We start from the raw sequence: 22,215 nt of genomic DNA, 5'->3' as shown, positions 1-22,215 counted from the left end.
ACCCGTCAAAGCCCTTGCGCATGTCACACGGCGCCAGCGACAGGTAGATCTTCGCTGATGGCGGCAAGGTCAGGCTCAAAGCTCGAGCTCCCCGACGAGTTCGAGCACCATCTTCAGCGCGCCGCGATCAACCAGGCTGTCGACCGACACCGTAAATCCGCCCCGGGCGCGGATATCGATCCGGCCTTGCGAGACCGATGGCACCGTCGGCGCATCAGGGACCAGTTCGACTGGCACGAACCCAGCCATCGCCCCGCGTAAAAGCTGCCGCCGCCATGTATAAAGCTGGCCGGTCCCAATTCCGTGCCGACGCGCCACCACCGCCATAATCGCGCCCGGCTCGGTCGTCTCCTTCAGGATCGCCAGCTTCTCGTCATCGCTCCAACGGCGTCGGCGTTCCACTCGAACGAGCACCGCAACATCGTGCGGACCGCTCATACGAGCCTCGTTTGACTGCTCGATATCCACTCGCAAGGCCCTCCTGTCGCCTCGCGAACTCCATCACCGCCCAAAACTTAGCAAGGCCGCGTTCCGTCGGCACTTACTGTGCTCGCGACGTATTTTCTGGGCACCGTTCGATCGAGATGTGTTGGCGCTGGGTGGAAGGTTTGGAACCGCCTTTTCGAGGCGGCTGATGATGCCTTTGAGCAAGGATACGTCGTTGCGGGTCGTACGCAGGCGTGTCTCCCAGCAATCCGGCGAGCTCACTGTGATCGGAATTGACGACTTCGCCTTCCGACGAGGCCAGACTTACAGAATGATGTCTGCGATCTGGAGCGGCGCAGGCCGGTCACCCTGCTGCCGGATCGCGCCCGCCCATCACAATGGGACATCTCTAAATTGCAGGATGTGACATTTCTATTCTGCGCGGTGAGTTCCATTTGAAGTGCGTCATCCGTCGAGCATTACCATTTCATCCGGGGTGGGGCGAGCCCCACCCCGGATGATCCGTCATCTTTGGCGCCATGAACCGCCATGGTTTCGGCGAGTACCTCTCGCGGCGTCCTGTATTCGAGGCACTTGCGCGGGGTGTCGTTGAGCCTGGCAGACACCGCTTCGATCGCGTCAACGGGGAGGGCCGCGATATCGACATCGAGCGGCAAGAACCGCCTCAAGCGTCCGTTGAGGTTCTCTACGCCACCCTTTTGCCAAGGCGATCTCGGCTCGCAGAAGTAGCTGTCCATGCCCATCCTGGATCGCAATGTGCCGTAGGCCGCGAACTCTGTCCCACGGTCAAAAGTAATGCTCTGCCGCAGGCCGGAGGGAAGGGGAGCCAGCTTTGCTTCAATGCCAGCCATGACTCCCGCCGAAGTCCTGCTGGGGTTGCGCCAGAGCATGACGAAGCGGCTCTTGCGCTCCACTATGGACGTCAGATTCGACTTGCCGAACTGCTTGCGGAAGTTGACCAGGTCGCCCTCCCAATGGCCAAAATCCGTTCTTTGCGAGATGCTTGACGGCCTCTGGCCAATGCAGCTGGTGTGGGGGATCCGAAGACCGCGTGGCTTGCGGCCGCCGCGCGGTCGACGCCGCCTACGCGACCAAGGTAAAAGCTGATAGAGCGCTTGGCGCTTGCCTTCTTCGCCATAGACATAGCGATAGATCGTCTCGTGGCAGACCCGCCGACTGCCCGAGCGGCGCAAGCGTCCGGCGATCTGTTCCGGCGACCAACTCTTTCGTAGACCATAGATCACCTTGGCTGTCAGTTCAGGATCGCGCACCAGTTTGCGACCAGGCGCCCGACGGTTTGCAGCGTACTTCTGGGCCACATTCGGAAAGTAACCACGGAAGAACGGCTCTTCGTCGTGCATGAAGTTACGGCGTAACTCGCGGTAGATTGTGGATGGATGCCGGCCGAGTTCCGCCGCGATCCTGCGCACGGGTATTCGAGCGTCTGTCAGCCGCGAAATTGTCTCGCGATCATCCCGTCCAAGCTGGCGATATTGGGCTCCCATATGCGTTCCTCCGAGTGGGGCTGAGGCCTCAGAAATCCTCGAATTTCGCACTTCAAAATAGAATCCACCCGCTTACAAACATCAGATTTGATAATATATCTTATGTAAATTTGCGTGCCACTTGATGCCAGATGTGATCGGCGAGTACGATGCCTCGATTGCTGGTTGCTCTTCCACAGATTGCAGCAATTCGCCCAAATTGTTGCCATCGCCGTGCGCTATTGCGACGTGCTGTCCGAGAGTCTGGGCGAGGCGTAACACAGGCGTCGCCTGCGGACAGATTCATACCCTACGAGGTATTTATGTGCATTATACCCCGTGAGGTATATTGCACATAAATACCCTTCAAGGTATAGCGAACGCGGAGGTTTTCATGCGCCAGATAGTCCGACTGCCGCGCCAGCTTGGAGCGATCCTTCAAAGCGAGCGCCTGCGCCGCAATATGACCCAGCAGGAACTGGCGAGCCTGGTCGGCAAACAGCAAAAGACCATCTCGGCCATCGAGAACGGCAGCCCCGGCACCAAGCTTGACACGCTGCTGAGCGTGATCGCGCAGCTCGATCTGGAGCTGGAGATCGTGCCGCGCGCTCGCAATAGCACATCCATCGAGAACGTGTTCTAGCCATGGCGCGCAGAAAGATCCATGCTCCGCTGGATGTGCTGATCAACGGTCGTCTCGTCGGTCGCCTGGAAAAGGCGGCCAGTGGCGCGACCAGCTTTCAGTATGCGCGCGCGTGGCTGGGCTGGGAACATCGCTTCGCCATCTCGCTCTCGCTGCCGCTGGTCCCGACGGCCTATCGCGGCGCGCAAGTGGCCGCTGTGTTCGACAACCTTCTGCCGGATCGGGATACCGTGCGCCACCGCGTGGCCGAACGCATGGGGGCGCAGGGCACGGATTTCTACAGCCTGCTGGAAGCGATCGGTCGCGATTGCGTGGGGGCGATGCAGTTCCTTCCCGAAGGCGACACGCAAGCCGATTCGCTGGATGTGAAGGGTGAGCCGGTCAGCGAAACGGAGATCGAGGCCATGCTAGCCGATTTGGCTCGCGCACCGCTCGGCGTCGATCGCGATCACGAGTTCCGGATTTCGCTGGCGGGTGCGCAGGAAAAGACCGCGCTGCTGCACATGAACGGACAGTGGCTGCGTCCGGTCGGCACCACGCCCACGACGCATATCCTCAAACCACAGCTCGGACAGATTCCCAGCGCCGATGGCATGATTGACATGTCCGACAGCGTGGACAACGAACATTACTGCCTGAACCTGATGGCGGCCTTCGGCCTTTCCGTAGCGCATACGCAGATCGCCACGTTCGGGACGCGGCGGGTGCTGGTGGTCGAACGCTTCGACCGGCGGTGGCGCAGTGACGGGCGCCTCTTGCGCCTGCCGCAGGAAGATTGTTGTCAGGCGCTCGGCCTTCCCTCGACGCTCAAGTACCAGAGCGATGGCGGGCCGACCATGCGCGACCTTCTAGGCCTGCTGAAAGGCGCCGACGATCCACAGGCTGATCAGGCCGCCCTCTTCAAGAGCCAGATCCTGTTCTGGCTCATCGGAGCGACCGACGGTCATGCCAAGAACTTCAGCATCTTCCTCGATCCGGGCGGGCGCTACCGCCTGACGCCGTTCTATGACGTGCTGTCCGCGCAGCCCGCCGCCGACAAGGGCCAGATCGCGCCTGCCCGGTTTCGCCTGGCCATGTCGGCGGGCCGGAACCGACACTATCGCGTAGGCGAGGTGATGGGACGGCATTTCGTACAGACGGGCAAGGCGGCGGGCCTTGGCCCTGCCACCATGGCCAAGGCGATCACCGAGCTGCTCGACCGGGCGAGCGAAGCGGCGACCCGCGCGCGCGCCGCGATGCCTGAGGATTTTGCCATCTCCGTTCACGACAGTATCGCCCCCGCTATCGAGCGGCGGCTACCGCATCTGGCGAGTGCTCTGGAGGACCTTTAGGTCAGGGCCTCGCCGCTTTTTGCCGAAACGGCAAGACTGCGCAAGGCTTCCTGTTGCAACGCTTATGCGCTTGCGAAGATCTTGCGCCCTTCGGCCTGCAACGCCGCCAGCACCCTCAGCCAAGAAGGATCATGGATGCTACACCGACTAACGTCCCTGTTTCGTCGCAAGGCGACATCCTGAGGCGCGGCAGGCGCTGTGAGAGGAACGGACACCCCTTCCCCCCGCCGCGCCAGCGTGGCGCATGGCTTGCCATGCCGCAGCAGTGCCAAAAAGCTCAGGCGCTTTGGCATCACTCGCCACGTCTTCCGGAACCGCGTTGGCTTCGCCGCCCGGGGTATCCTTCAACGGTGGCGTCGGCCCGACATTGTCGCGAATCGTCTGGGCACGGTGGGCATGACATGGCTGATTGGCTTGCTGCGCGTTTCCCAGCTCATGGTGGCCTCTGTGTCCAATTCAGCCCGAACAAAGCGACGCTGATGACGAGGCAAGATCACGCCGCCGCCGCTCTCACGGGGGCGTTGATTTAGAGAGTTCAACAGCAAGATGGAATTTGGCACCACCAAGCTGCATCTGACCGAATTCTTACCGATGGAGATCGCTATGGCGATGCAAAAGCGGATCACGACCGTAATCTCGACAACGGGTCGGGTCACATTACCCAAGGCGATCCGCTAGCACCGTAATTGGACGCCTGGCATGCGCCTGACGGTTGAGGAAACAACCAATGGCGTGCTTCTCAAGGCTATGCCGGCCTTCACGGACACCTCGATTGATAACGTGTTCGGCTCGATGCGCCATGGCGGCAAGGCACTCTTCCTTGACGAGATGGATGCCGCCATCGCCAAGGAAGTAAAGCGCCGTGCGCACGACCGACCACCCCATCAAAACGGGTGAATGGGAAGGTCAAGCAAAGCCACCAGCGGCGATCCGGCTGAGATAAGCGCGGATTTTTGCCCCCTGCCCTTGACGGACCAGCTCTTCGGCGGTGGCATCGCCAAACGAAGGAAGGGACTGCGATCGGTACCAGGCATAGGCAGCCAGCACGCTTCCAGCCCAAGGGATCACCCGGTTGATAATTTCGCTCATCTCGCGCAGGCGCGACTGTGTCGTCACGCTATGGCTACGGGTAGCTTTCGATACGGCATCACGCGACAACCCGGCCGCAATCGCCAGTTCCGATTTGGTAATATGGAGCGCAGCCGCCAGCTTATCCGCCGAAACGCCTGCGGCGCCGGTTACCTCGTTGAGAAATGTCGCAGACGCCACGTGCCTCACCAGATTGCTGGATGGTGCCACAACATGTGGGGCGCGCGATGCTGTTGTGTAGGCACCACGGTCAAAGGCGGTCGAACACCGAGCCCATACGCGGGGAAAACAGGCGCTCGTAGGTCTTGAGCAGGTGCGTGTCGGTCATCGCCGCGACGTAATCGCAGATGATCCTGACATCGCCGTGCGCAGCGTCAAACTTGCCGAACTCCTCGCGCGGCAGGAGGCGGGCAGGGTCCGCCTGCATCGCCTCGAACACCGCCACGACCATTCCCTGCCCCTTGAACTCGAGGTGCTGCACGGCGGGCGAGGCGATAACCTCGCGCACCACGAAATCCTGCAAAACATCGAGGAACTGGCGCTCGCCATCGCGCACGCGGACCCGATAACGCAGCAGCGGCTCGACGAACGCCCCGTGCTCGACATATTCAACCGCCGTCAGGAAGTGATGAACAAGGCGCCCGATGAAGCGCTTGCGCGTGGCAGGCCCACCGAACAGGCCGTCGACCATGTGCGAGAAAACGTCATTGGCGCTCTCGCCGGGATACTTGGCCTTGAGCGCATCGAGGAAAGTCGGACAGCGGTCTTGGACCGCGGCGGCAAAGCCCTCTCGCGTGACAAGATCAAGCGCAATTGCATCCTCGAGGTCATGCACGCCGTAGGCAATGTCATCTGCTGCATCCATGATCGAACAGTCGAGCGACTTGTGCAGCGGTTTGCCGTGCTTGTATGGCAATAGCGCAAACGACTGGAACTCTGCGCGGTCGGTATCCGACAGGGTCTCGAGGATCCAGTCGACCACTTCCTGCTCGCTGTCGTGGTAGCATTTGGGCGGCTTGCAGGCCTGCCCATCGAGCACCTTGATCGTGGTCGGTCCTTCGATCAGGCCGGGTATCCGGGCTCGGTCGCGTACCAGGCTGTAAGCGACAGGATACTTGAGCACGCCAAGCATGGTACGGCGGGTGAGATTGGCGCCCGCATTCGCTGAAAAGTTTTCAAGGCGGCCCAGGATCCGCAAGGTCTGGCCATTGCCTTCGAAGCCGCCATGGTCCCGCATGCAGTAGTTGAGGGCGATTTCGCCGCCATGCCCGAAGGGCGGGTGGCCAAAGTCGTGGGTGCAACCGATCGAATGGATAGTACCGCGATCGGGCAGGATGGCGCTGGCCGGGTGATCCGGGAACAACTTTTCGAGCTGGCGCGCGATACCACCGGCGATTTGCGCCACTTCCAGCGAATGGGTCAGGCGCGTCCGGTAGAAGTCGCTGTCGCCAAGATTCAGTATCTGGGTCTTGCCCTGCAGCCGTCGGAACGAGGCGGAATGGATGACGCGCGAATAATCGACGTCACCATCGTCGCGCGCGTCCTCGCTCTGCGGGTTCCAACCTTCGCGCCGCGCATGCCAACTCATAGTGTCTCCGTATCGAACTTCCGGTGCAGTTGGCACGCCCGCGCGGAGCATTCAAACCCCATCGGCGCAATTCCGGCGGAAGGAGGCCGCCGACAGAGCGGCTGGCATCGCTTCATCGCAAGAAGCAGTACCACCCTTGACGTGCCTAGATGGGAAACGCGCAAGGCGGCCCGCGCAGCTTGCAAGTGAGAGGTCAGCCCTTTGCAGGCACATCCGTTGCCGCAGTGGCTGGCGCGCTATCACCCAACGCCACCTTGAGCTTCTTGCGCGGCCTGGCCTTGGGTCTAGTGGCGGCCGCCTGATCTCCAGTAAGAACGGCCATGGCTTTGACCGGCGCGGCCTTGCGCTTTGCGGCAGGCTTTGCAGGGGCCGCCACCTTGGGTGCAGGCACAGCATCCACGGCCTTGGGCTTGCGCCCCAGACCCAGGCTCAGTGCGAGTTCCTTGCGGCGTGCCGTGTATTCCGGTGCCACCATCGGGTAATCGCGCGGCAGGTTCCAGCGCGCGCGATAGTCATCCGGCGTCAAACCATGCTCGCTCGACAGATGCCGCTTGAGCACCTTGATTTTGGTGCCGCAATCAAGGCACGTGATGGCATCGGACTTGACCGATGCGCGCACAGAAACTGCAGGCGTGCGCTTTTCTTCCACCGGTTCGACCGGCGCGCCAAGTCCTGCCAGCGCCCCATGGACCGACTGGATCAGTCCCGCCAAATCATTCGGCGCAACAGCATTGTTGCTGACGTGGGCAGTCACGATATCGGCAACTTGCGAAAGCAGGGTTTCATCGACCAACATAACTACTTTCACTTTGTGAACTTCGGCATTCTGCTGCCGGTTTGCGCACGTGTGCGCAACCGAGGATCGGCAGGTTGCACATCCATCCGATAAGCATTGTCGCGCCGTACAGGCAGACTTTGGAACGACCTAGATGCTCTGCCCCACATCCTGCGATGGCCAACGCTTTCGGCGCTGTCAGGTCTGACACTTTGCCCGAGCGCGCTCAGGCGAATGAAGCCGAAGCCGCTCACTTCCACGATGCTCCCCAGAGCGATCGCAATCGACGAGAAGATCATCGAAGGCACCCTGCAATCGGATGGGAATTGGCAAATGACACTTCACCCCCGGGCAATGTGTCAGGACTGACAAAACAACATGCGCCAAGCCTCGGGGGATTCACAAGATTCAACATTTGTGCTTCTTTCTTCCCCGGTATGTTTCAGGCTTCGTTCTCTGCTTCCGCCCAGGGCGGCAACGACATGGCGGCTTTGCTCCATGCGATCGCCGAGGCCAGTTTGCGTCCGCGCTATGCGTTCATGGTCCTGACCCTGATTGCCGAAGCCGCAGACAGCGACGGCAAGGCAGGCCCGTTTGTGCGGCGCGGCAATCATCACTACAGCTTGCGCGACTGGCTCAGCGACAGCCTTACGCCGATGGGCGCGCGCGACCCTCGCCGTCTTGCGCTCGCCGAACGGGTCCGCGACGAACTGCAACGCCAAGGCAAACTAGCGCGTGATTCTGCCGAAGCCGCCCTGCTCCTCGAGCAGGAAGTGCGCGACCGCATCCGCATTTCCACCAAGACCAATCTCAGCCGCGCGGTGTCTGAACTCGTCCGTGCCGGCCTCGTGCGGCGGCACTATGCCGGCTTCCGCGTCGACCATCAGAACCGGGGCGGTCATCGTCACGTCGTTTATACATTGGCGGGCCAGGCACGGTGCCTGCTGCACCCTGCGCCCGCCAAGCCGCAGCGGTTGGAACGGCAGAGCGAGTTCGTTTTCAACTGATTTTGGGCCTGCGTCCCTCTAGAGACCCAGATCGAGGCGCTTTTCTGGAACGCGCGCCTCTATTCCCTTGTGCTTGTCCGGTTCGGCCCGCAGCGATGACGGCGTGACGCTCGCGCGTCGGGAAGCGGATTCCGAATGTGGCGTGGCTGCCTGGTCGACCTGCTTCTCCCCGATCGCTTCGAGCGCACTGGCCTTGTCACCGCGATTGCCCTCGATGGTCCGCAGCAGCGCATCGCGATCGTTAGTTACGACTTCTAGCTCATCGCGCACCCGCGTCGCCATCACATAGGTAAGCCGCTGGCTCGAGAGGTGCCGCTCTCCGCTGTGCATTACCCCAATGCCGCGATCGGTGGTCATGCCCTGGGCTTGGTGCATGTTGATGGCATAAGCGAGCCCGATGCGCTCGAGCATCGGATCATTGCGCGCCAGTGCAAGCACCTCACCGCGCGCGGTTTCGATACGCACGCCGTCCGGCTCGATCGCGACTACGCGCGCCAGCGCGGAATTGAACAGCCCCCGGTCTTTGTCGTTTGCGCTCCAACGAATGCGATCGCCATCGTGCAGGCGGATCTGGCTGACCTCATGGAGCGTCAGCGCATCGCGCGTCTCGCCTGGCATGATTTCGCCTGGGCTGAAGCGCACACGGCGACCTTGCGCATCGCGCAGCGTCACCTGCCCTTTGGCATTCACGAAGGCGACGTCGTATCTCCCAGCCTCGAGCCCCGCGGGCCGATCGCGCCGGAACACCTCGACGACCTGCCCCCTGCGGTAGGTCGCTGCCAGACGCAGCTCCTCGCGCGTCGCATTGACCTTTTCCAGCGTGGCGAGCGTCAGCCCCTCGCCTGTCAGCGCGCCCTCGGCCTTGAGACCTTGCTGGACCAGCACGTTCAACTCGCTGCGCGTTTCACGGCCCGAGGCGTACAAGGCGGTCCGTGCCCGGTCGTCGGGTCCCAACGCCAGCCAGCGTCGGGCCGCGACTGCGCGATAGTCGTCGCCCGCACTGGCCACGCGCTCGCCCAGCACATCGAACGCCTCGCGGAATGCGCCCGCGCGGGTCAGCGAGGCCACGACCTTCATCGCCTCGGTGCGCTGCCGCTGGCTCTGCTCGAGCTGCGCGATGGCAGGCTCGTGCGCCTGGACCAGGCTGAAGGCCTTGCCGGCATCGACCGGCTGCAACTGCTGACGGTCGCCAATCAGCACCATGCGCTCGATGCCCACCCGGTTGGCAATCGTGACCAGATCGTTCATTGCCTCGGTCGGGACCAGCGAGGCTTCATCCAGCAGCAGGATCTGCTCGGCAAGGCGCGCGCGCGATTCCTCGAAGCGCGCACCCGTCTCGCCGCGCAGAACCGCGCGATGCTCCTGGACAAAGGCCGCAACCGTCCCGGCAGGGATGGCGGCCTCGTCGCGCAACATGTCGACCATCTTGTTGGCCATGGCGAGGCCGGTCACGCCCCTCCCCTCTTCCGCCGCCAGCGTCGCGATGCTGCGGATCAGCGTGGTCTTGCCCGCCCCCGCCACACCCTGCACCACGACGAACCGGTCGGCGCTCGATAGCGCCAGCACCCCTGCCGCCAGTTGCTCGCCTGTGAGGGGGTGATCGCCGACGCCTCGTTGAAGGCGCTCAAGAGCCTCGCCCGCAGCCACGATCATGCGCCCTTGCCCCCGGCCGGCATCGATGCCGTCGAGCAGACGTCGCTCACCCGCGATATGCGTCGGCGTCGTCACATGCGTGACCAGGCCATCGGCGCGCATCGAGCGCCCGGGGATCAACTGCCCCTCCTCGCGCAAAACGCCAAGCCGCGCCTCGACCCTGTCGATGGTCACGCCTCTGATGCCGAGATTGAGCGCCGTGCTGGCGAGATCGCGCAAGGCAAAGGCGGCCTCGCGTTGCGCAAGGATGCGCAGTGCCGAAGCTACGGCAAGCTCGGTCCGCATCTGCACCGGAGACAGTTTCAGGCGCGCGAGACCATTGGTCACCAGCGGATCGTCGGGGAGAAGGTAGGCGCCGACGCTCTCGCGAATGGTGCGCAGGATCATGCCGGCCTGATGCAGCGTCCCGACCAACCCTTCGCGCGGGGGACCGGCAGCGCTGCGTTCGCGCGCGGCCGCGACCAGCGCGCTGCCTGTAAAGCCCAGGCCGTCGGCCCGTTCGAGCCATGCCGCGCGCAAGGCGGTACGATCCTCGAGGTCGATCTTGTCGTCGCGCGTGCGCTTGGTGATTTCGCGGAGCGAGCGCGGCTCGTCCGCGCCGCGCCCCAACTCGGCCGCCTTGGCGAGGATGTCCTGACGCCGCTGGCTGAACGCCTCAATCACCCCCCTGGGGACACCCTCGATTTCAAACTGGCCGTGCTTGCCGGTGATGCGCGTGTCGTAACCGAGCTTTTCGACCTCGGCGCGCAATGCCGCATGGTAGGCGCTGCCGATCGCGGCATTATTCTTCCAGAGTTCGCCGTTCCACAACGCGCGCCACTGGCCCGAGGCCATCCGCGTGATCGCTGCGACCACGACATGGATATGCGCCTGCGGATCGAGCTTGCGGCTCGTGTCGTGCTGGAACATCGCATAGACAAGATTGCCGGTGCGCACCGCATCGCCATTGCGGTTGTGATCGTAGGTGCGTGCCTCGGCGAAGGTCTTTTCGACCCAGGTCATGGTCTGGCGCACCGCCATGTGGTGCGCGGTGAGCAGGCGTTCGTCCCCCGCGACATAGGCGAGCACGCTCGCCGCCTTGGGCATCGAGAAGGTGAGGTCGATCCCGGCGCGGCGGTGTTCGTGCGCATTGACTACGCTCCCGTCGGGAAGCGCACCATTGAGCAAGGTCTCGAAGGTGGCCTTGTCCACGTCACCGGACAGACCGAGAGCCGAGGCTCCCTCCCCGCCCCACTCGCTCATCTCGGACGCGTGCTCGCCAGTGTAGTAGTCGTCCTTGGCAAAATAGCTCGCGGCACCGCCCGCCGAGCGCACCGGCGCGACCGACAACATGGTTCACTCGCCCAGTTGGGGACCGTCGTCGCGATCGGGCGACGGCGGTTGCTCGTTGCCCCCGCGCGGCCCCTGCCGCTCGTCGTACCCAAACCCGAGCTGGTCCTCGCGCTCGCCTGACGTTGGGTTGGTGGCTTTACGCGGTACAGACGCCCCGCCCGGGCGCGATTGTCCTGTTAGACGCTGGCCGCCCACGGCGCGCGCTTCGGCACCCGCCTGCGTGCGCATCGCACCAATCCGGCCGACAAGCCCGGAAGCCGCCGTGGGTGAGGGCTCTTGACGAGCCCCCTCGCCCGGAGCACGCGTATCCGCCTCCCGCTCATGGGCCCCGACGTCGCCGCGGTCGCCCGTGGTGAACAAATCTTCGTTCGCGCCGCGTGGGAGAGCCGATGGCCTTCGGTCCGATCCAGCCTCCTCGATTGTCGGATCGGCGCGCGCGACATTTTCGGTGCTCCCTTCTCCTTCGACTGCTTCTTTCTGACCACCCGGTGGGACCCATGCGACCGGCGTCAGCGTCATCCGGCGCCGATAGGGCTCGGCGACCTCCGGATAATGACGCCATTCGAGCCGTACCCGCGTCGCCGGGAAACCGTCGGGGAACTTGAGGAAGCCATACAGCGTAGGCAGGTTCATGATGTCGGCGGGGAGGACCAGCGGTTTCACATCGGTGCGCGGGGTCAGCGTCGAGGCATCGCGGGTGTTGTTGTAGCCGTAGGAATAGGCCTCATCCATTTCGCGGACCTCGCGATCACCGATGAACTCCGAGCAAACCCGCGCTGTCTCGGGATCGCCGGTGGTGAGAATGAGCTTGGTGCGCGCAAGCCCCGCAAGGTTGATCGCACCCTGTTCCCCATAAGTCTCGGCGAGCTTGTCGAAGCTGTGCATGCCGAGCACGAAGGCGCCGCCGAACGCGCGCGCGGTCTGCAGACCATGCTCAATCGCGGGCAGGCGATGAAGCGCATGGACTTCGTCGAACAGGAACCAGGTGCGCAAGTCGCGCGTGCGATCGAGCCGCATCAGCGCGTTGACCGCCATGTCCATCCACAATGTCAGCAATGCCCTGTTGAGCGTAAGGTCGGTGTGGGTCGAGGTAATGAACAGGATCGAGCCGTCCCGCCGCTCCTCGCGCATCCAGCGGTTGATCGAGAACGGCGGCAGGCCGTCCTCGGTCGGATCGGGGAGAAAGCGCAGGACCTGAGCATTGGTGTTGAACACCGCGCGGATCGATTCCGCCATGCGCGCCGCCTGCGTCGCGGTCAGCGGATCGGCGATCGTGTTCTCGAGCATGCGATGCACCGCCGAGAGGTCGGCGTGCATCAGGTGGTGCGCGATGGCGCCGTTCGAGGTCAGACCGTCTGCGGCAAGGCGCACGCACATCTCAACGAACAGCGTACGCGCGGCCATTGCCCAGAACGGCTCGGCACTAGCACCATCGCTCGGGATCAGCGCCGCTGCTGCTGCAGTGAAGTCGGCGTAGTTCTCGCAGTCGTTGAAGACTGTCCAGGGTGGGCAGCGCTCGTCCATTGGATTGAGGATATGATCGCGCGCTTGATCGTAGAATGCCTCGACGAAGGCGCCCGTAAGGTCGAAGATCACGCAGCGATGGCCGCGCAGGCGTGCCTGCCGGACAAGATCGCGCAGTTGCGTGGTCTTGCCCGCGCCCGTCGTGCCGATCAGCATCGCGTGGCTTTGCTCGAGCCGCCAGGGGTACGGTAGGCCCGCCATGTCGTATGGCGCAGGCACACCCAGCGCGATCCGCCGGGCGGGCGCAATCTTTGCCACTCGGTGCGCATCGAGCGACGGATCGATTGCGGCAAGTTCGCGCACCAGTTCGGCGTGGTTGTGGTCGGCGATTTCGCGAAGGAGCACCGCGCGGTCAACCAGCATCGCGCCGCGCTCGTGCCGCTCCTTGAGAATTTCGAGGCCCCGCCGGCGCGATATGTCCACGAACCAGATCGTTAGCGGCACGGTGAGGAAGGTCGCCCCGATCCCGGCCGCCATAAGGCAGCGCAAAGCTTTATCCCAAGCGACGCGGACCGCGCCGTTGTACGGCACCGCCCCCATCGGAATACAGATCATCCGATCCGATGGCAGCGTCAGGTTGATCGCATGATGCGGGTCAAAATCGACCGCTTCCCAGGCAAGCGCATAGAGCTTCATCAGCACGAGCTGGATCTCGTGATCCTCCATGTGGAAGGTGAGGATCAGCGAAGCGAGGATCGAGAAGACAAAGAAGCCGATCACCAGCGGCAGCTTAACCCCTTGCCAGGTCATCAGCACTTCGTGTGTCAGCAGCTGCGACCCGCGGGTGAAGTGCCCGGCATTGCGCACCACCTTGCCGCGCGCCGAATGATGGCGGACCGTCGCTGGCCGGCCGTCGAAGCGGATGCCGCGCTCACGCATCGTGGTAGGCCTTCAAGCGCTCGATGGTGAGGCCTGGAAGCCGTTCGGCGAAGTCCGGATCGGCGAGTGTCAGCAGCCGGTCGGTCGCCGCCTGCGTGCTCTCGATGATCGCGATCAGCCGGGTGAGGTTCACCCCGTGCCCCGCCTCCACGAAAGGCAGCGCCACATCGATCAGCTGGCGGGTCAGTGCCGAACGCGATGTGCCCACCGCACTGGCCAGCGCATCGATCCGAAGCAACTGCGCGTCAGATAGCGCAACGCCAACGTTCCTGAACTCTCTTCCCATCGTTCTCTGCCCTTCGCAGGAACGTGGGTTCGGTCATCGCATGGGACATACTACGCTTCGCGGATCAGCCTGTCGAACGCAAAGCCTGGTGCAGTCGGCTGCAGTCCGAAAACATCGATAAATTATATATTTAGACCGAAACCACATCATGGTGCAGCGGGCTGCACACGCGCGCAATCGGCTCAAACTGGCAGAATTCTGCCCTTCTTGAGGACGGCCCCGCCGTGTACGGTGTGCCCCTCCAACAGCAAAACAGAGGTCGTCCTGGCCGAACGGGCGGGCTTGCGCGTCAGGCATGAGAGTGGGGGTTTCCGGGAGGAAGATCACGGACCGCCGGGGTCCGAGCCGGGGGTGTCGAAAGGCAGGTCAGATGATGGCCGAGGACACGTCACGGCGTTGGCCCTGAGCCGTCCGCCTGCCCGTCGCGTTCCATGGCGAAAGAGAAGTGGGGCTATTCGCCCCACCATTCCCCGGCGTCGAAAGTGATGTCCGTGTGGGTCCGGAAGGCGGTGCTTGCGAGCGTCTGCTTCTCGTCGACCCAGCCCTGTTCGAGGCTGGCGATGATGCCTTCCAGATCGTCGTGCTGAAGTGCGGTGATGGACATGATGACCTCCTGTGTCGCTAGCGACGGGCAGGCGGACGGCGGTGGTGCGCGGTCTCGGTCAAGGACGCCGAAGCCGCCGCGAAGCGGGGAGTGGGGGAGCCGATTTTTCCGTCAGGAAAAATCGGGGGTACCGCTCATCCTTGAGGGAGGCCGCGCACTGCCGCCATGATGGACAGCTATGGTGACCTGTTGTTGGGTGTGTGCTTGCAGGCGCCAGCGTCGCGGCATTATAATCGCAGCCGGGATGGTATCGTGGCCGCGTGTCGCACGATGACCGGTTCCGATGCCGTTTCGCGTCATCAGGTGCCGGAGGTCCATCGATGCAGCACTATGCCCTGCTGGAGCGCGAAGTCGGCGAGGACGATCCCCGGCTTGGCGCCTTGCTGGCCGAAGCCCACAGTCGGCGTGAGCGCGCGATCTGCCTGTGCAGGCGCGATCACAAGCTGCCGCTCTACATCGCCCACCGACAAGGCAGCTATGTCCTGGCGCGCTGGCCCGGTACGGGCGCGCGCCATGCCTCGGCCTGCAACCATTACGAGGCACCTGATTTCCTGACGGGGCTGGGCCAGGTCCGGGGATCGGCGATGGTCGAACACGAGGACAGCGGCGAGACCGAGCTCAAATTCGCCTTCCCGCTCTCGCGCGGGCCGGCGCGCGCCGCGCCCTCCTCGTTCACCAACGACAAACCGGAAGTTCGGTCGAACGGGTTGCGCCTGACCATGCGCGGGCTGCTCCACGTGCTGTGGGACAAGGCCGAGCTCACCCATTGGCATCCGCGCATGGCGGGCAAACGCAACTGGTTCGTGGTCCGCCGGGCGCTGGTCATGCCGCGCTTGGCTGCAAGGCGCGCGGGCAGGCCCTCGCCCAGGTGCTGTTCGTGCCCGAGACCTTCCAGCTCGACCGCAAGGAGGACCTCGCCGGCAGGCGCCGGACCGACCTCGCCATCGCCCATGCCTCCCGTGACGTCATCATGATCGTGATCGGCGAGGTCAAGGCGATCGAGCCTGCCCGCTTCGGCGAAAAGATCGTGGTGCGGCACCTGCCTGACTGGCCGTTCCTGATGGACGAGGACATGGCCCGGCGCTTTCACAAGCGGTTTGCGATCGAGGAAGAACTGTGGCAATCGGATGGCGGCGGGGGTCACCTGGTAATGGGCGCGACGTTCTCGATCGGGGCGTCGGGCCTGCCGCAACTGTGCGAGATCGCGGTCATGCCCGTGACCCGCGAATGGATTCCCTACGAGAGCCTCGACGAACAGGCGTTGGTGAACAAGGCGATCGGCGAACGTCGCCGCCTGGTCAAAGGCCTGCGCGTCAACCTGGGGCCGGAGCGGCCGATCGCGAGCATCGCGCTCAAGGATACGGGGCTCGATGCCACGGCCATCTACCTCGTCCGCAACGTCACCGATCCGGCCTACGATGATGCGCTGGCGGCTCTGATGCAGACGCCGGGCGTCCGGCATATTGTCTGGCAACCGGGCGAAGACCTGCCGCCGTCCGAGCCCCGGCGCTGACGGCGCACGGTAAAGTACAGGCGCGCGGCATGTGGGGCCATGCCCCACTACGTCCGCGTGCCTTCTGCTCGACAGAAAAAGAAGAGGGAGAACGCGGGAGCCGAAGCCCCCGCGCCCTCCCAGATGCGACGCTAGAAGTCGCGCTGGCGCCGCGCGAACCGCAGTTGCCCCTTCATCGGCGCCCCGTCAGGAAACGCGGCCTGCTGGTGGCTGGCTGCAAACGCGTGATAAGGAACGCCCGCATCGCGCACCCGCATCAGGAGGTTTGCCTGAAGCCCTGAGCCTTCGCAAACGATCGCGTGCACCGGCTTGAGGGCCATCATCTGTTCGTTGCGCGCAAAGCCCGCCCGCTTGCCGAGCGACCGGTTGAGCGTAAAGCGCACCGTCGGCACTCCGCGCGAAGCGGCCCAGGCGTGCGCGATCTGGTCGCAACCCTTGTGCTGCGCCGTGGTCGCCAGGATCATGCTCGGGATCCGGGTCCGCGTATCGTCGAGCGCCTTGTAGAGCAGTTCGTGATCGTGCCAGGCATCGCCTCCCGAGAAGATCACCACAGGTCCGCTCGGCGCATGCGCCTCACGGCGCTTGGCCGCACGCGCTGCCAGAAAATCGCGTGCATCAATCTGGCTGGCGGTCGTGGCCGAACTGACGCGCGAGCCGCGCACGGTCGAGAACGGCCGTCCGGTTTCTGCACGGAAGACCTCGGCGGCATGATCGCGCATGCACTCCATTGCCTCCCGGCAGCTTTCGAGGGTTTCGCAAAGGAGGCGGGTATCCTCGACTTGCGTCGCGTGGATTTCCGAAGGGTCGGAGATCCGCACCAGCTGGTTCAGCTCCTTGGCGGCATCATCCTCGCGGCCCTCGATGCGCTTGGCGACAGCATGGAAGCTGTTGGCAAAGCCCCAGGCCAGATCGCCCGCGAAAGGTTCGAGCCGCGTATCGCGCAACACGTCGAACAGCGTGGTCATGACCATCTCGACCGCGGCACGCGCCTGGTCGGGATCGGGCATGAACTGCACTTGTGGCTCGTCGACGATCGAGAGCTTGGCGCGCTCGTCGTGCTCGATGAAGGCGTAGGCATAAGTCGAGGTCCGCTCGCTGGCGGCGGTTTCCTCGGCGATGAAGCTCGCAAGATCGGCGAAGGTCGTGAAGGTCTGCATGACGTCTAGCTCCTGATGAGACCGTTTCGTCATCGGCTCGATGACCCCGTCCATCCGGCAAGCCGTGCCCAGCCCGGTCAGGGACGTTGACCGGGAAGCCGGTGCGCGGAACGCGCGCCGGACCCCGGTTGACGCCGCGAAGCGGGGCATGGGGGTGCCGATTTTGTGGGGCTGGCCCCCGCAAAATTGGGGGAACCATGCATCCTTGACGGGGCGCCAGGCCGGGTTGCCATACTGGGAGGACACACAGCCCAATGGTACTTTCCTTTCTTCTCTGAAGTCTCCCTCCCCTCGCGTCACCACGGCGGTTCCGGTCTGCGGCGAGACCTTTGGATCCAGAGACATGAAAAAGGGGCCAGCGCTTGCGCGCCGGCCCCGTGAGAGCAGGGAATGGGATATCAGTGGAGCTGGCTATCCCCACCCAGCCAGCCATCGAGGCTCGAGAGCTGGTGTTCGGTTGCTACCAGCGCCCAGGCGGCGGCGAGGTCGTGGTAGTATTCATCGTCGACGATGGTGTCAGGGCTGGCCTCCCCATGCTGGGCTTCTTCCCAGGCCCGGGCGTGCGCAGCGTCGGTCGCATTGGCAATGGCGCCTACCAGACACGCGGCGATCTCGTTGGGTGTGAACCTTGCTGCCTGCTTGCGCAGCCGCGTGACGATGGCGGGGTTGGTAGCGGCGATCGAATGGCTGACCGTGGCGATCTCGAAAAAGTCGGTGAAAGCGAACATGGCTTGTCTCCCGAAATGAGGGCGGGCGGCCCTGTGGGGGCCGCCCGGCGCTGGGTTCAGAGGAACTCGATCTCGTCGGCGACGATCTCGGTGTTGTAGTAGGCGCGGCCGTTGTGCTCGTTGCGGGTGTAGCGGATCTCGCCGGTGACCAGCAACTTGTCGCCCTTCTTCTTGTTGTTGGCGATCGCCTTGCCGAGGCCGCCGAAGGCCTTGACGGTGTGGAACTGGTCGTAGGTTTCGGTGTAGCCGTTCTCGTCCTTCTGGACCTGGCCCTCGCGGATGATCGGCTTGCTCGTCACCAGCGTGAACATCACGCCGCCCTTGCTGTCGGTGCCGAAACGCGAAACCTCGGCGGTGATGCGACCGGAGAGGAAAACCTTGTTCATGTCTCAAACCCTTTCATCGTCTTCGGCGGGCCTTCCCGCCGGGATGAAAGGCAGCGAAGACCGGGCATGAGGGGGCTTTGCACCGAGCGGGCGGCATGCCGCCCGGGCGAGGGGAACCGGCAGGGGACCCAAGTGGTGCGGGCAGGCGGCCGTCCGGCCGGCAACACGGTTGGGTCCCTCGCCAGTTGCAAAGTCGCCGCACGGTCGCAGTGTTCATCCCGTCTGGCGGGAAGGCTTGCCGAAACTCTCCGAAAGGGGCCACAAGCCATGGACTTTCCGGTCATTCCAGGCCGCGATCACCCGGTGGATTTGCATGTCCTCGACATCAGCACCGCAAGGGACCTGATAGCTGCGGTTGCGGTCTGCTGACCCCGCAACGGGCCAGTCCGGCAGGCCCACGGCAAACGACCTTCGACGATCCCCAGCCCAAGGCCGTATCCGCCCTCGGCCGATCGCACCTCACGAGGAAGGGGCAGCCTGTCCCCGGCTGTCCCGTGCCCCTCGCCAAGCACTGGTCCGCCGTCACGGACACAGGCATCGACGCACGAGATGTGTCATCGCTCCAGCAGCCGGTGGAATCCCCCAGGGCGCGATCTCGGCCAGCAGGCCCCCTGCTTCAGCATCAGTCCGAGCCGCAGATCCCTCGAACGATGCCGCGAGCCTTGCGCCCTTTCGATAAAAAAATGCGGCCCGACCCGGGGGAAGGTCGGACCGCACAAGGTGTCGGGGTTTCAGGAGTTCAGGCGGCAGCCCCGACAAAATCGCCCGTCGCGGAGGCAAAGGGATCTTCGCTGGGGGCGGCGAAGGTCTCGTTGCGCGGGCTGAACCCGGTATCGGTGTCCGTGGCGGTCTCGGTGGCGTTGCCCTCATCGAAGGGGTTGGCGGCGCGACGACGCGGTCGCGACCAGACCACGTTCAGGGCACCGTCGTCCTGCGTGAACAAGGCGATCGACAGCGGCGCCTCGAAGCTCGGATCGTCGATCTGACCCTGCAGGAACGCGCCCGAGCCGTTGGCCGCGATCTTTTCCCACAGTCCGCCTGCCGGGATGAAGCCGCCGTTGCGCGTGCGCACCATCACGTCGAAACGCGGGGCGCCCGGGTGTGACGAGGTCACCGGGCGCAGGCCGATGACGAGGTCGATCGTCGCGGTCTGGATCTTGCCGATGAAGTTGCCTGCCGTGTTCTTCTTGAGCTGACCGATGTTCATGGCCGTATTCTCCTCTGGCTCCGCCCCGTCTTGCTGCTCGGGGGCCGGATGGGGTTCGCAGCTGGCCTCATGCCCGCCACACCTTCTCCCTTCCCCCTTCCCTCTCCAGCAGCGCCGCAGAGGCCGTTCACGCTCGGCCAGCGGACACGCGATGACGCAACCGGTATGCGCAACGCCAAAGTCCGGCGTCAGCCGGTGAGCCACGAAGGCGTGGAATGATGTCCCCCGTCAGGCGGCGAGCACCACCGGCTCCCCGGTCTCGATGGTCCAGGCTCTGGTCATCAGATGCGAGATCCGCACGAAGGCCCCATCACCGATTCGCTGCAGCACGGTCTTGCTGCCCCATCGTGACACGCGAAAGCGACACTCGGCTGTGCCATCGGTAAAGGTGAGCGGCTCGGGCAGGACCAGGACCTGCCCCGGCAAAGGCCGGGGCCGCGATGTCAGCGCGAGCCGTTCGCGGCAGGCCTCCCGCCACCTGGCGGCATAGTCGTTGAGGGGCGGATCGAGCAGGTCGAGGATTGCGGCAGGGCAATCGTAATAACAAGGGCCTGCGGTTTCCGTCATGTCCTTGTATGCGAACACGAATCCGTCCCTAGCGCGCGGCGTCCAGCGCACGAGACAGATCACCGCGAATGTCTGTCCTGGCCCATCGGGGCCATAGCTTTGGCAGGCGCCGTACCAGGCGCGCGAGCGCACGGTCGATTTTAGAACCCGCAGCCCCATCTCTCGGCCATTCGCGGGGTCGGGTGGATAGGTGCACTGCGCATCGAGATAGGCTTTCGGGGTTGCAAAGGGCGCCATCCCGGCGCGGGTCATCGAGAGCCAGCCCATCGGGCGCCTCCTTGTGGCAGGGGGGTATCAGGATCGGGCGGGGGCGACGCGGTCGAAGACCGGATCGATGGCAAAGCCCAACGCGCGAGCGAGCGCGAGGGCTGCCCGCACATCGCTCTCGTCGAACCCCAGCGGGGTGACAAGATCGTGAAGCGAACTGGCACCGGCGTCGGCGATCCGGTGGAGATGCCCCGCTTCGGCGGTGACCGCGACAGGCCAGGCCCAGGCGAGGCCGATCACCGCTTCGTCCAGAACGAGCAGCGTATGCCCCTTGGCCACGTCTTCATCGACCTGGCAGGCATCGTAGGCATTCCCGGTCGTGGCAAAGCCGTGGATGCGCTGCGCGCGAAACGCGAAACGTTCGGAATCCGTCAGCATGTGCATTGCTCCTGCAAAGCGAGGTCGCCACCGAATGGGCAAGCCCTCCGGAGTGGGCGGGGAAGAGTGATGATGGCGGCGTCAGGCCGCTGCGGCGGCGGCAAACTGGACCGCCCGCCGACGCGCACGTGGGCGCGACCAGACCACGTTGTAGCTGCCATCGGCCTGCTTGAAGGCCGAGATCGCCAGCGGCCGGGGCATCGAGGGATCGTCGATGCGTCCCTGCAGGAAGCATTCGCCGGTCTCATTCGAGGCGCGCTCCCACAGAGCGCCCACCTGCACGAAAGTGCCGCCGGTGTTGCGGGCGAGGATTTCGAAGCGGGGAGCTTTCTCGTTGGCCGATTCCACTTCGCGCAGCGCGAAGCGAATCGCGACCATGACGGTCGCGAGCGAGCCGGACAGCCGACCCTGATCGTTGCATTGGATGGTGCCGATGTTCATGCAGCCTGGCTCCTCGGACATGACGCCCGATCGCTGGATTGTGGCGCGGGGGGGTGGTTTCGAGCTCCGGGGCCATGCCCTGGGGCACGCCTCTCCATTCCGCTCCCCTCGGCCACGGGAGCTTGCGAAGCGTCAGTGCCGCGTGGCGTCCGACTGGGCATGGATCGCTGCGATACGCTGGTCGGCGCGCACCGCCTGCTCGGGATAGACAGCACGCAAGTTCGCGTGGATCTTGCGGAACAGATCGAGCGCGAAAGTGCCGTTGCCGCAGGCCGACTGGCAACCAGCGCGCGCTCGATCGCCTCGCGTGACGGTGCCCTTGCGCAGATCGCTGCGCATGCCCGGTTCGGGCCGTAGGTATAGGGAGCGGGCATCGCGGCCTCGTGCCAGTGCGCCAGGCCCTGTTCGACCGACACTTCATAGGCTTGGTCGTGGAGCGCGCTGTCTGCCGGGCAGACAAGGCGCACCATGGTGTAGCGCCCGAAATCATGGTCGTGACCGGCTATGGCGAGCGCGTAGCGTTCGGGCGGAAGGCCGAACACCGCGATCAGCGCCGCACGGTAGGCAAGGGCTTCCTCGCGATTGCGGGCAGGAGCGTCGGGATCCCGCCCGATCTGGGCACAAGGTTCGTTTCAGGGCGTTCCTGAAAGTTCGATGATACGGGACATGGATGACGATCCTGTCTGAAACACGCTCGTCCGACGTCCGGGATGAGACAGCGGACGAGCGGCGTGATGAGGTATTGGTTTGCGCGCGAGCGCAGGCGCGGGCGACGCGGTCAGTATTCCGACGCGAGCATGATCGTCAGGACACGGGTCGTCATGGCCGGATCCCACGGCGCCTCGGAGCCAAAGGCGAACTCACCATCGGCGGCGTAATAGATCCTATGCAGGCCGGATCGGCTATGCCGTTGTTCCGTCAAACCCCAC

At 64.2% G+C, this 22,215-nt stretch carries 25 protein-coding genes and 1 pseudogene; 8 read left to right on the top strand and 18 right to left on the bottom strand.

Features of this window, described 5'->3' with window-relative positions; all coding sequences use genetic code 11:
• Positions 1–75 precede the first annotated feature (75 nt).
• Positions 76–438 (bottom strand): transposase, encoded by a 363-nt coding sequence (locus AX703_RS25195; protein ID WP_062348175.1) that lies wholly within the window; start codon positions 436–438, stop codon positions 76–78.
• A gap of 151 nt (positions 439–589) precedes the next feature.
• Here AX703_RS25195 and AX703_RS28600 point away from each other — a divergent pair.
• Positions 590–810 (top strand): annotated as a pseudogene (locus AX703_RS28600) (ISL3 family transposase); the annotation flags it as partial.
• Positions 811–905: 95 nt separating this feature from the next.
• Here the strand turns inward: AX703_RS28600 and AX703_RS25190 are convergent.
• Complete coding sequence (locus AX703_RS25190; protein WP_062348173.1) at positions 906–1,952, bottom strand: IS30 family transposase; 1,047 nt, start codon at positions 1,950–1,952, stop codon at positions 906–908.
• A gap of 373 nt (positions 1,953–2,325) precedes the next feature.
• On the opposite strand from AX703_RS25190, the gene AX703_RS25185 reads away from it, so the two are divergent.
• The 3 genes from AX703_RS25185 (at position 2,326) to AX703_RS25175 (ending at position 4,802) form a co-directional block, all read left to right on the top strand.
• Positions 2,326–2,574, top strand: a complete 249-nt coding sequence (locus AX703_RS25185; protein ID WP_062348171.1) for a helix-turn-helix transcriptional regulator — start codon at positions 2,326–2,328, stop codon at positions 2,572–2,574.
• A 2-nt stretch (positions 2,575–2,576) separates the two neighbouring features.
• A complete protein-coding gene (locus tag AX703_RS25180) occupies positions 2,577–3,905 on the top strand; it encodes a type II toxin-antitoxin system HipA family toxin (RefSeq protein ID WP_062348169.1) in 1,329 nt (442 codons plus the stop codon).
• Positions 3,906–4,604: 699 nt separating this feature from the next.
• Positions 4,605–4,802, top strand: coding sequence for an AbrB family transcriptional regulator (locus tag AX703_RS25175; RefSeq protein ID WP_231735700.1), 198 nt, complete (start codon positions 4,605–4,607; stop codon positions 4,800–4,802).
• A gap of 9 nt (positions 4,803–4,811) precedes the next feature.
• Here the strand turns inward: AX703_RS25175 and AX703_RS25170 are convergent, their stop codons facing one another.
• The 3 genes from AX703_RS25170 to AX703_RS29020 form a co-directional block, all read right to left on the bottom strand.
• Positions 4,812–5,204, bottom strand: coding sequence for an XRE family transcriptional regulator (locus tag AX703_RS25170; RefSeq protein WP_231735699.1), 393 nt, complete (start codon positions 5,202–5,204; stop codon positions 4,812–4,814).
• A 40-nt stretch (positions 5,205–5,244) separates the two neighbouring features.
• Positions 5,245–6,582, bottom strand: a complete 1,338-nt coding sequence (locus AX703_RS25165; protein ID WP_062348163.1) for an anti-phage deoxyguanosine triphosphatase — start codon at positions 6,580–6,582, stop codon at positions 5,245–5,247.
• A gap of 193 nt (positions 6,583–6,775) precedes the next feature.
• On the bottom strand, positions 6,776–7,390 hold the full coding sequence (locus AX703_RS29020; protein WP_369821063.1) for a MucR family transcriptional regulator: 615 nt from the start codon (positions 7,388–7,390) through the stop codon (positions 6,776–6,778).
• Between the two features lie 179 nt (positions 7,391–7,569).
• Between AX703_RS29020 and AX703_RS25155 the strand changes: the two genes are divergently transcribed.
• On the top strand, positions 7,570–8,364 hold the full coding sequence (locus tag AX703_RS25155; protein ID WP_369821062.1) for a hypothetical protein: 795 nt from the start codon (positions 7,570–7,572) through the stop codon (positions 8,362–8,364).
• Positions 8,365–8,382: 18 nt separating this feature from the next.
• Here the strand turns inward: AX703_RS25155 and mobF are convergent, their stop codons facing one another.
• The 4 genes from mobF to AX703_RS27670 form a co-directional block, all read right to left on the bottom strand.
• Positions 8,383–11,349, bottom strand: coding sequence for a MobF family relaxase (gene mobF / locus AX703_RS25150; RefSeq protein ID WP_062348160.1), 2,967 nt, complete (start codon positions 11,347–11,349; stop codon positions 8,383–8,385).
• A 3-nt stretch (positions 11,350–11,352) separates the two neighbouring features.
• On the bottom strand, positions 11,353–13,752 hold the full coding sequence (locus tag AX703_RS25145; RefSeq protein ID WP_062348157.1) for a type IV secretion system DNA-binding domain-containing protein: 2,400 nt from the start codon (positions 13,750–13,752) through the stop codon (positions 11,353–11,355).
• Positions 13,745–14,038 (bottom strand): hypothetical protein, encoded by a 294-nt coding sequence (locus AX703_RS25140; RefSeq protein WP_230487991.1) that lies wholly within the window; start codon positions 14,036–14,038, stop codon positions 13,745–13,747. Before AX703_RS25140 ends, AX703_RS25145 begins: the two co-directional genes overlap by 8 nt.
• A gap of 451 nt (positions 14,039–14,489) precedes the next feature.
• The gene (locus AX703_RS27670; RefSeq protein ID WP_156452216.1) at positions 14,490–14,642 is read right to left on the bottom strand and encodes a hypothetical protein; all 153 of its coding nucleotides are present in this window, start codon (positions 14,640–14,642) and stop codon (positions 14,490–14,492) included.
• A gap of 320 nt (positions 14,643–14,962) precedes the next feature.
• Between AX703_RS27670 and AX703_RS28760 the strand changes: the two genes are divergently transcribed.
• Together AX703_RS28760 and AX703_RS28755 are read left to right on the top strand one after the other, a co-directional pair.
• Positions 14,963–15,616, top strand: coding sequence for a DUF1173 family protein (locus tag AX703_RS28760; RefSeq protein ID WP_255355119.1), 654 nt, complete (start codon positions 14,963–14,965; stop codon positions 15,614–15,616).
• A complete protein-coding gene (locus tag AX703_RS28755) occupies positions 15,511–16,155 on the top strand; it encodes a DUF1173 family protein (protein WP_369821061.1) in 645 nt (214 codons plus the stop codon). Before AX703_RS28760 ends, AX703_RS28755 begins: the two co-directional genes overlap by 106 nt.
• Positions 16,156–16,286: 131 nt before the next feature.
• Here AX703_RS28755 and AX703_RS25130 read toward each other — a convergent pair whose 3' ends face one another.
• From AX703_RS25130 to AX703_RS25095, 8 genes are all read right to left on the bottom strand, one after another.
• Entirely contained in the window at positions 16,287–17,312 is a 1,026-nt protein-coding gene (locus AX703_RS25130; RefSeq protein ID WP_062348182.1) for a DUF2493 domain-containing protein, read from the bottom strand.
• A 398-nt stretch (positions 17,313–17,710) separates the two neighbouring features.
• Positions 17,711–18,040 (bottom strand): hypothetical protein, encoded by a 330-nt coding sequence (locus AX703_RS25125; RefSeq protein ID WP_062348153.1) that lies wholly within the window; start codon positions 18,038–18,040, stop codon positions 17,711–17,713.
• Between the two features lie 56 nt (positions 18,041–18,096).
• Entirely contained in the window at positions 18,097–18,426 is a 330-nt protein-coding gene (locus AX703_RS25120; protein ID WP_062348151.1) for a single-stranded DNA-binding protein, read from the bottom strand.
• 739 nt (positions 18,427–19,165) lie between these two features.
• Positions 19,166–19,633 (bottom strand): DUF736 domain-containing protein, encoded by a 468-nt coding sequence (locus AX703_RS25115; protein ID WP_062348149.1) that lies wholly within the window; start codon positions 19,631–19,633, stop codon positions 19,166–19,168.
• A gap of 228 nt (positions 19,634–19,861) precedes the next feature.
• On the bottom strand, positions 19,862–20,467 hold the full coding sequence (locus tag AX703_RS25110) for a hypothetical protein (protein WP_062348147.1): 606 nt from the start codon (positions 20,465–20,467) through the stop codon (positions 19,862–19,864).
• Between the two features lie 27 nt (positions 20,468–20,494).
• Positions 20,495–20,845 carry a hypothetical protein gene (locus tag AX703_RS25105; protein WP_062348179.1) on the bottom strand — a complete coding sequence of 117 codons (351 nt, stop codon included), beginning with the start codon at positions 20,843–20,845 and terminating at the stop codon, positions 20,495–20,497.
• Between the two features lie 81 nt (positions 20,846–20,926).
• Positions 20,927–21,286: a DUF736 domain-containing protein gene (locus tag AX703_RS25100; protein WP_062348177.1), complete on the bottom strand. Its 360-nt coding sequence runs from the start codon at positions 21,284–21,286 to the stop codon at positions 20,927–20,929.
• Positions 21,287–21,418: 132 nt separating this feature from the next.
• Positions 21,419–21,625: a hypothetical protein gene (locus tag AX703_RS25095; protein ID WP_062348145.1), complete on the bottom strand. Its 207-nt coding sequence runs from the start codon at positions 21,623–21,625 to the stop codon at positions 21,419–21,421.
• Positions 21,626–21,669: 44 nt separating this feature from the next.
• On the opposite strand from AX703_RS25095, the gene AX703_RS25090 reads away from it, so the two are divergent.
• On the top strand, positions 21,670–21,933 hold the full coding sequence (locus AX703_RS25090; RefSeq protein ID WP_156452215.1) for a hypothetical protein: 264 nt from the start codon (positions 21,670–21,672) through the stop codon (positions 21,931–21,933).
• A gap of 131 nt (positions 21,934–22,064) precedes the next feature.
• On the opposite strand, the gene AX703_RS27665 is transcribed toward AX703_RS25090, so the two are convergent.
• Positions 22,065–22,208, bottom strand: a complete 144-nt coding sequence (locus tag AX703_RS27665) for a DUF3768 domain-containing protein (protein ID WP_231735701.1) — start codon at positions 22,206–22,208, stop codon at positions 22,065–22,067.
• Between the last annotated feature and the right edge of the window lie 7 nt (positions 22,209–22,215).

The organism is Novosphingobium sp. CCH12-A3 (assembly GCF_001556015.1).
Lineage (GTDB): Bacteria > Pseudomonadota > Alphaproteobacteria > Sphingomonadales > Sphingomonadaceae > Novosphingobium > Novosphingobium subterraneum.
This window is presented reverse-complemented; position numbering and strand designations above follow the sequence as displayed.

What these genes read in the sequence shown, in the direction of transcription:
- AX703_RS25195 (WP_062348175.1), bottom strand. Translation starts at nt 438, where the DNA reads ATGAGCGGTCCGCACGATGTTGCGGTGCTCGTTCGAGTGGAACGCCGA.
- AX703_RS25180 (WP_062348169.1), top strand. Translation starts at nt 2,577, where the DNA reads ATGGCGCGCAGAAAGATCCATGCTCCGCTGGATGTGCTGATCAACGGT.
- AX703_RS25145 (WP_062348157.1), bottom strand. Translation starts at nt 13,752, where the DNA reads ATGCGTGAGCGCGGCATCCGCTTCGACGGCCGGCCAGCGACGGTCCGC.
- AX703_RS25140 (WP_230487991.1), bottom strand. Translation starts at nt 14,038, where the DNA reads ATGGGAAGAGAGTTCAGGAACGTTGGCGTTGCGCTATCTGACGCGCAG.
- AX703_RS25190 (WP_062348173.1), bottom strand. Translation starts at nt 1,952, where the DNA reads ATGGGAGCCCAATATCGCCAGCTTGGACGGGATGATCGCGAGACAATT.
- AX703_RS25125 (WP_062348153.1), bottom strand. Translation starts at nt 18,040, where the DNA reads ATGTTCGCTTTCACCGACTTTTTCGAGATCGCCACGGTCAGCCATTCG.
- AX703_RS27670 (WP_156452216.1), bottom strand. Translation starts at nt 14,642, where the DNA reads ATGTCCATCACCGCACTTCAGCACGACGATCTGGAAGGCATCATCGCC.
- AX703_RS25100 (WP_062348177.1), bottom strand. Translation starts at nt 21,286, where the DNA reads ATGAACATCGGCACCATCCAATGCAACGATCAGGGTCGGCTGTCCGGC.
- AX703_RS25175 (WP_231735700.1), top strand. Translation starts at nt 4,605, where the DNA reads ATGCGCCTGACGGTTGAGGAAACAACCAATGGCGTGCTTCTCAAGGCT.
- AX703_RS28760 (WP_255355119.1), top strand. Translation starts at nt 14,963, where the DNA reads ATGCAGCACTATGCCCTGCTGGAGCGCGAAGTCGGCGAGGACGATCCC.
- AX703_RS25110 (WP_062348147.1), bottom strand. Translation starts at nt 20,467, where the DNA reads ATGGGCTGGCTCTCGATGACCCGCGCCGGGATGGCGCCCTTTGCAACC.
- AX703_RS25115 (WP_062348149.1), bottom strand. Translation starts at nt 19,633, where the DNA reads ATGAACATCGGTCAGCTCAAGAAGAACACGGCAGGCAACTTCATCGGC.
- AX703_RS25185 (WP_062348171.1), top strand. Translation starts at nt 2,326, where the DNA reads ATGCGCCAGATAGTCCGACTGCCGCGCCAGCTTGGAGCGATCCTTCAA.
- AX703_RS25120 (WP_062348151.1), bottom strand. Translation starts at nt 18,426, where the DNA reads ATGAACAAGGTTTTCCTCTCCGGTCGCATCACCGCCGAGGTTTCGCGT.
- AX703_RS25095 (WP_062348145.1), bottom strand. Translation starts at nt 21,625, where the DNA reads ATGCGCAGCGATCTGCGCAAGGGCACCGTCACGCGAGGCGATCGAGCG.
- mobF (WP_062348160.1), bottom strand. Translation starts at nt 11,349, where the DNA reads ATGTTGTCGGTCGCGCCGGTGCGCTCGGCGGGCGGTGCCGCGAGCTAT.
- AX703_RS25165 (WP_062348163.1), bottom strand. Translation starts at nt 6,582, where the DNA reads ATGAGTTGGCATGCGCGGCGCGAAGGTTGGAACCCGCAGAGCGAGGAC.
- AX703_RS25130 (WP_062348182.1), bottom strand. Translation starts at nt 17,312, where the DNA reads ATGCAGACCTTCACGACCTTCGCCGATCTTGCGAGCTTCATCGCCGAG.
- AX703_RS25105 (WP_062348179.1), bottom strand. Translation starts at nt 20,845, where the DNA reads ATGCTGACGGATTCCGAACGTTTCGCGTTTCGCGCGCAGCGCATCCAC.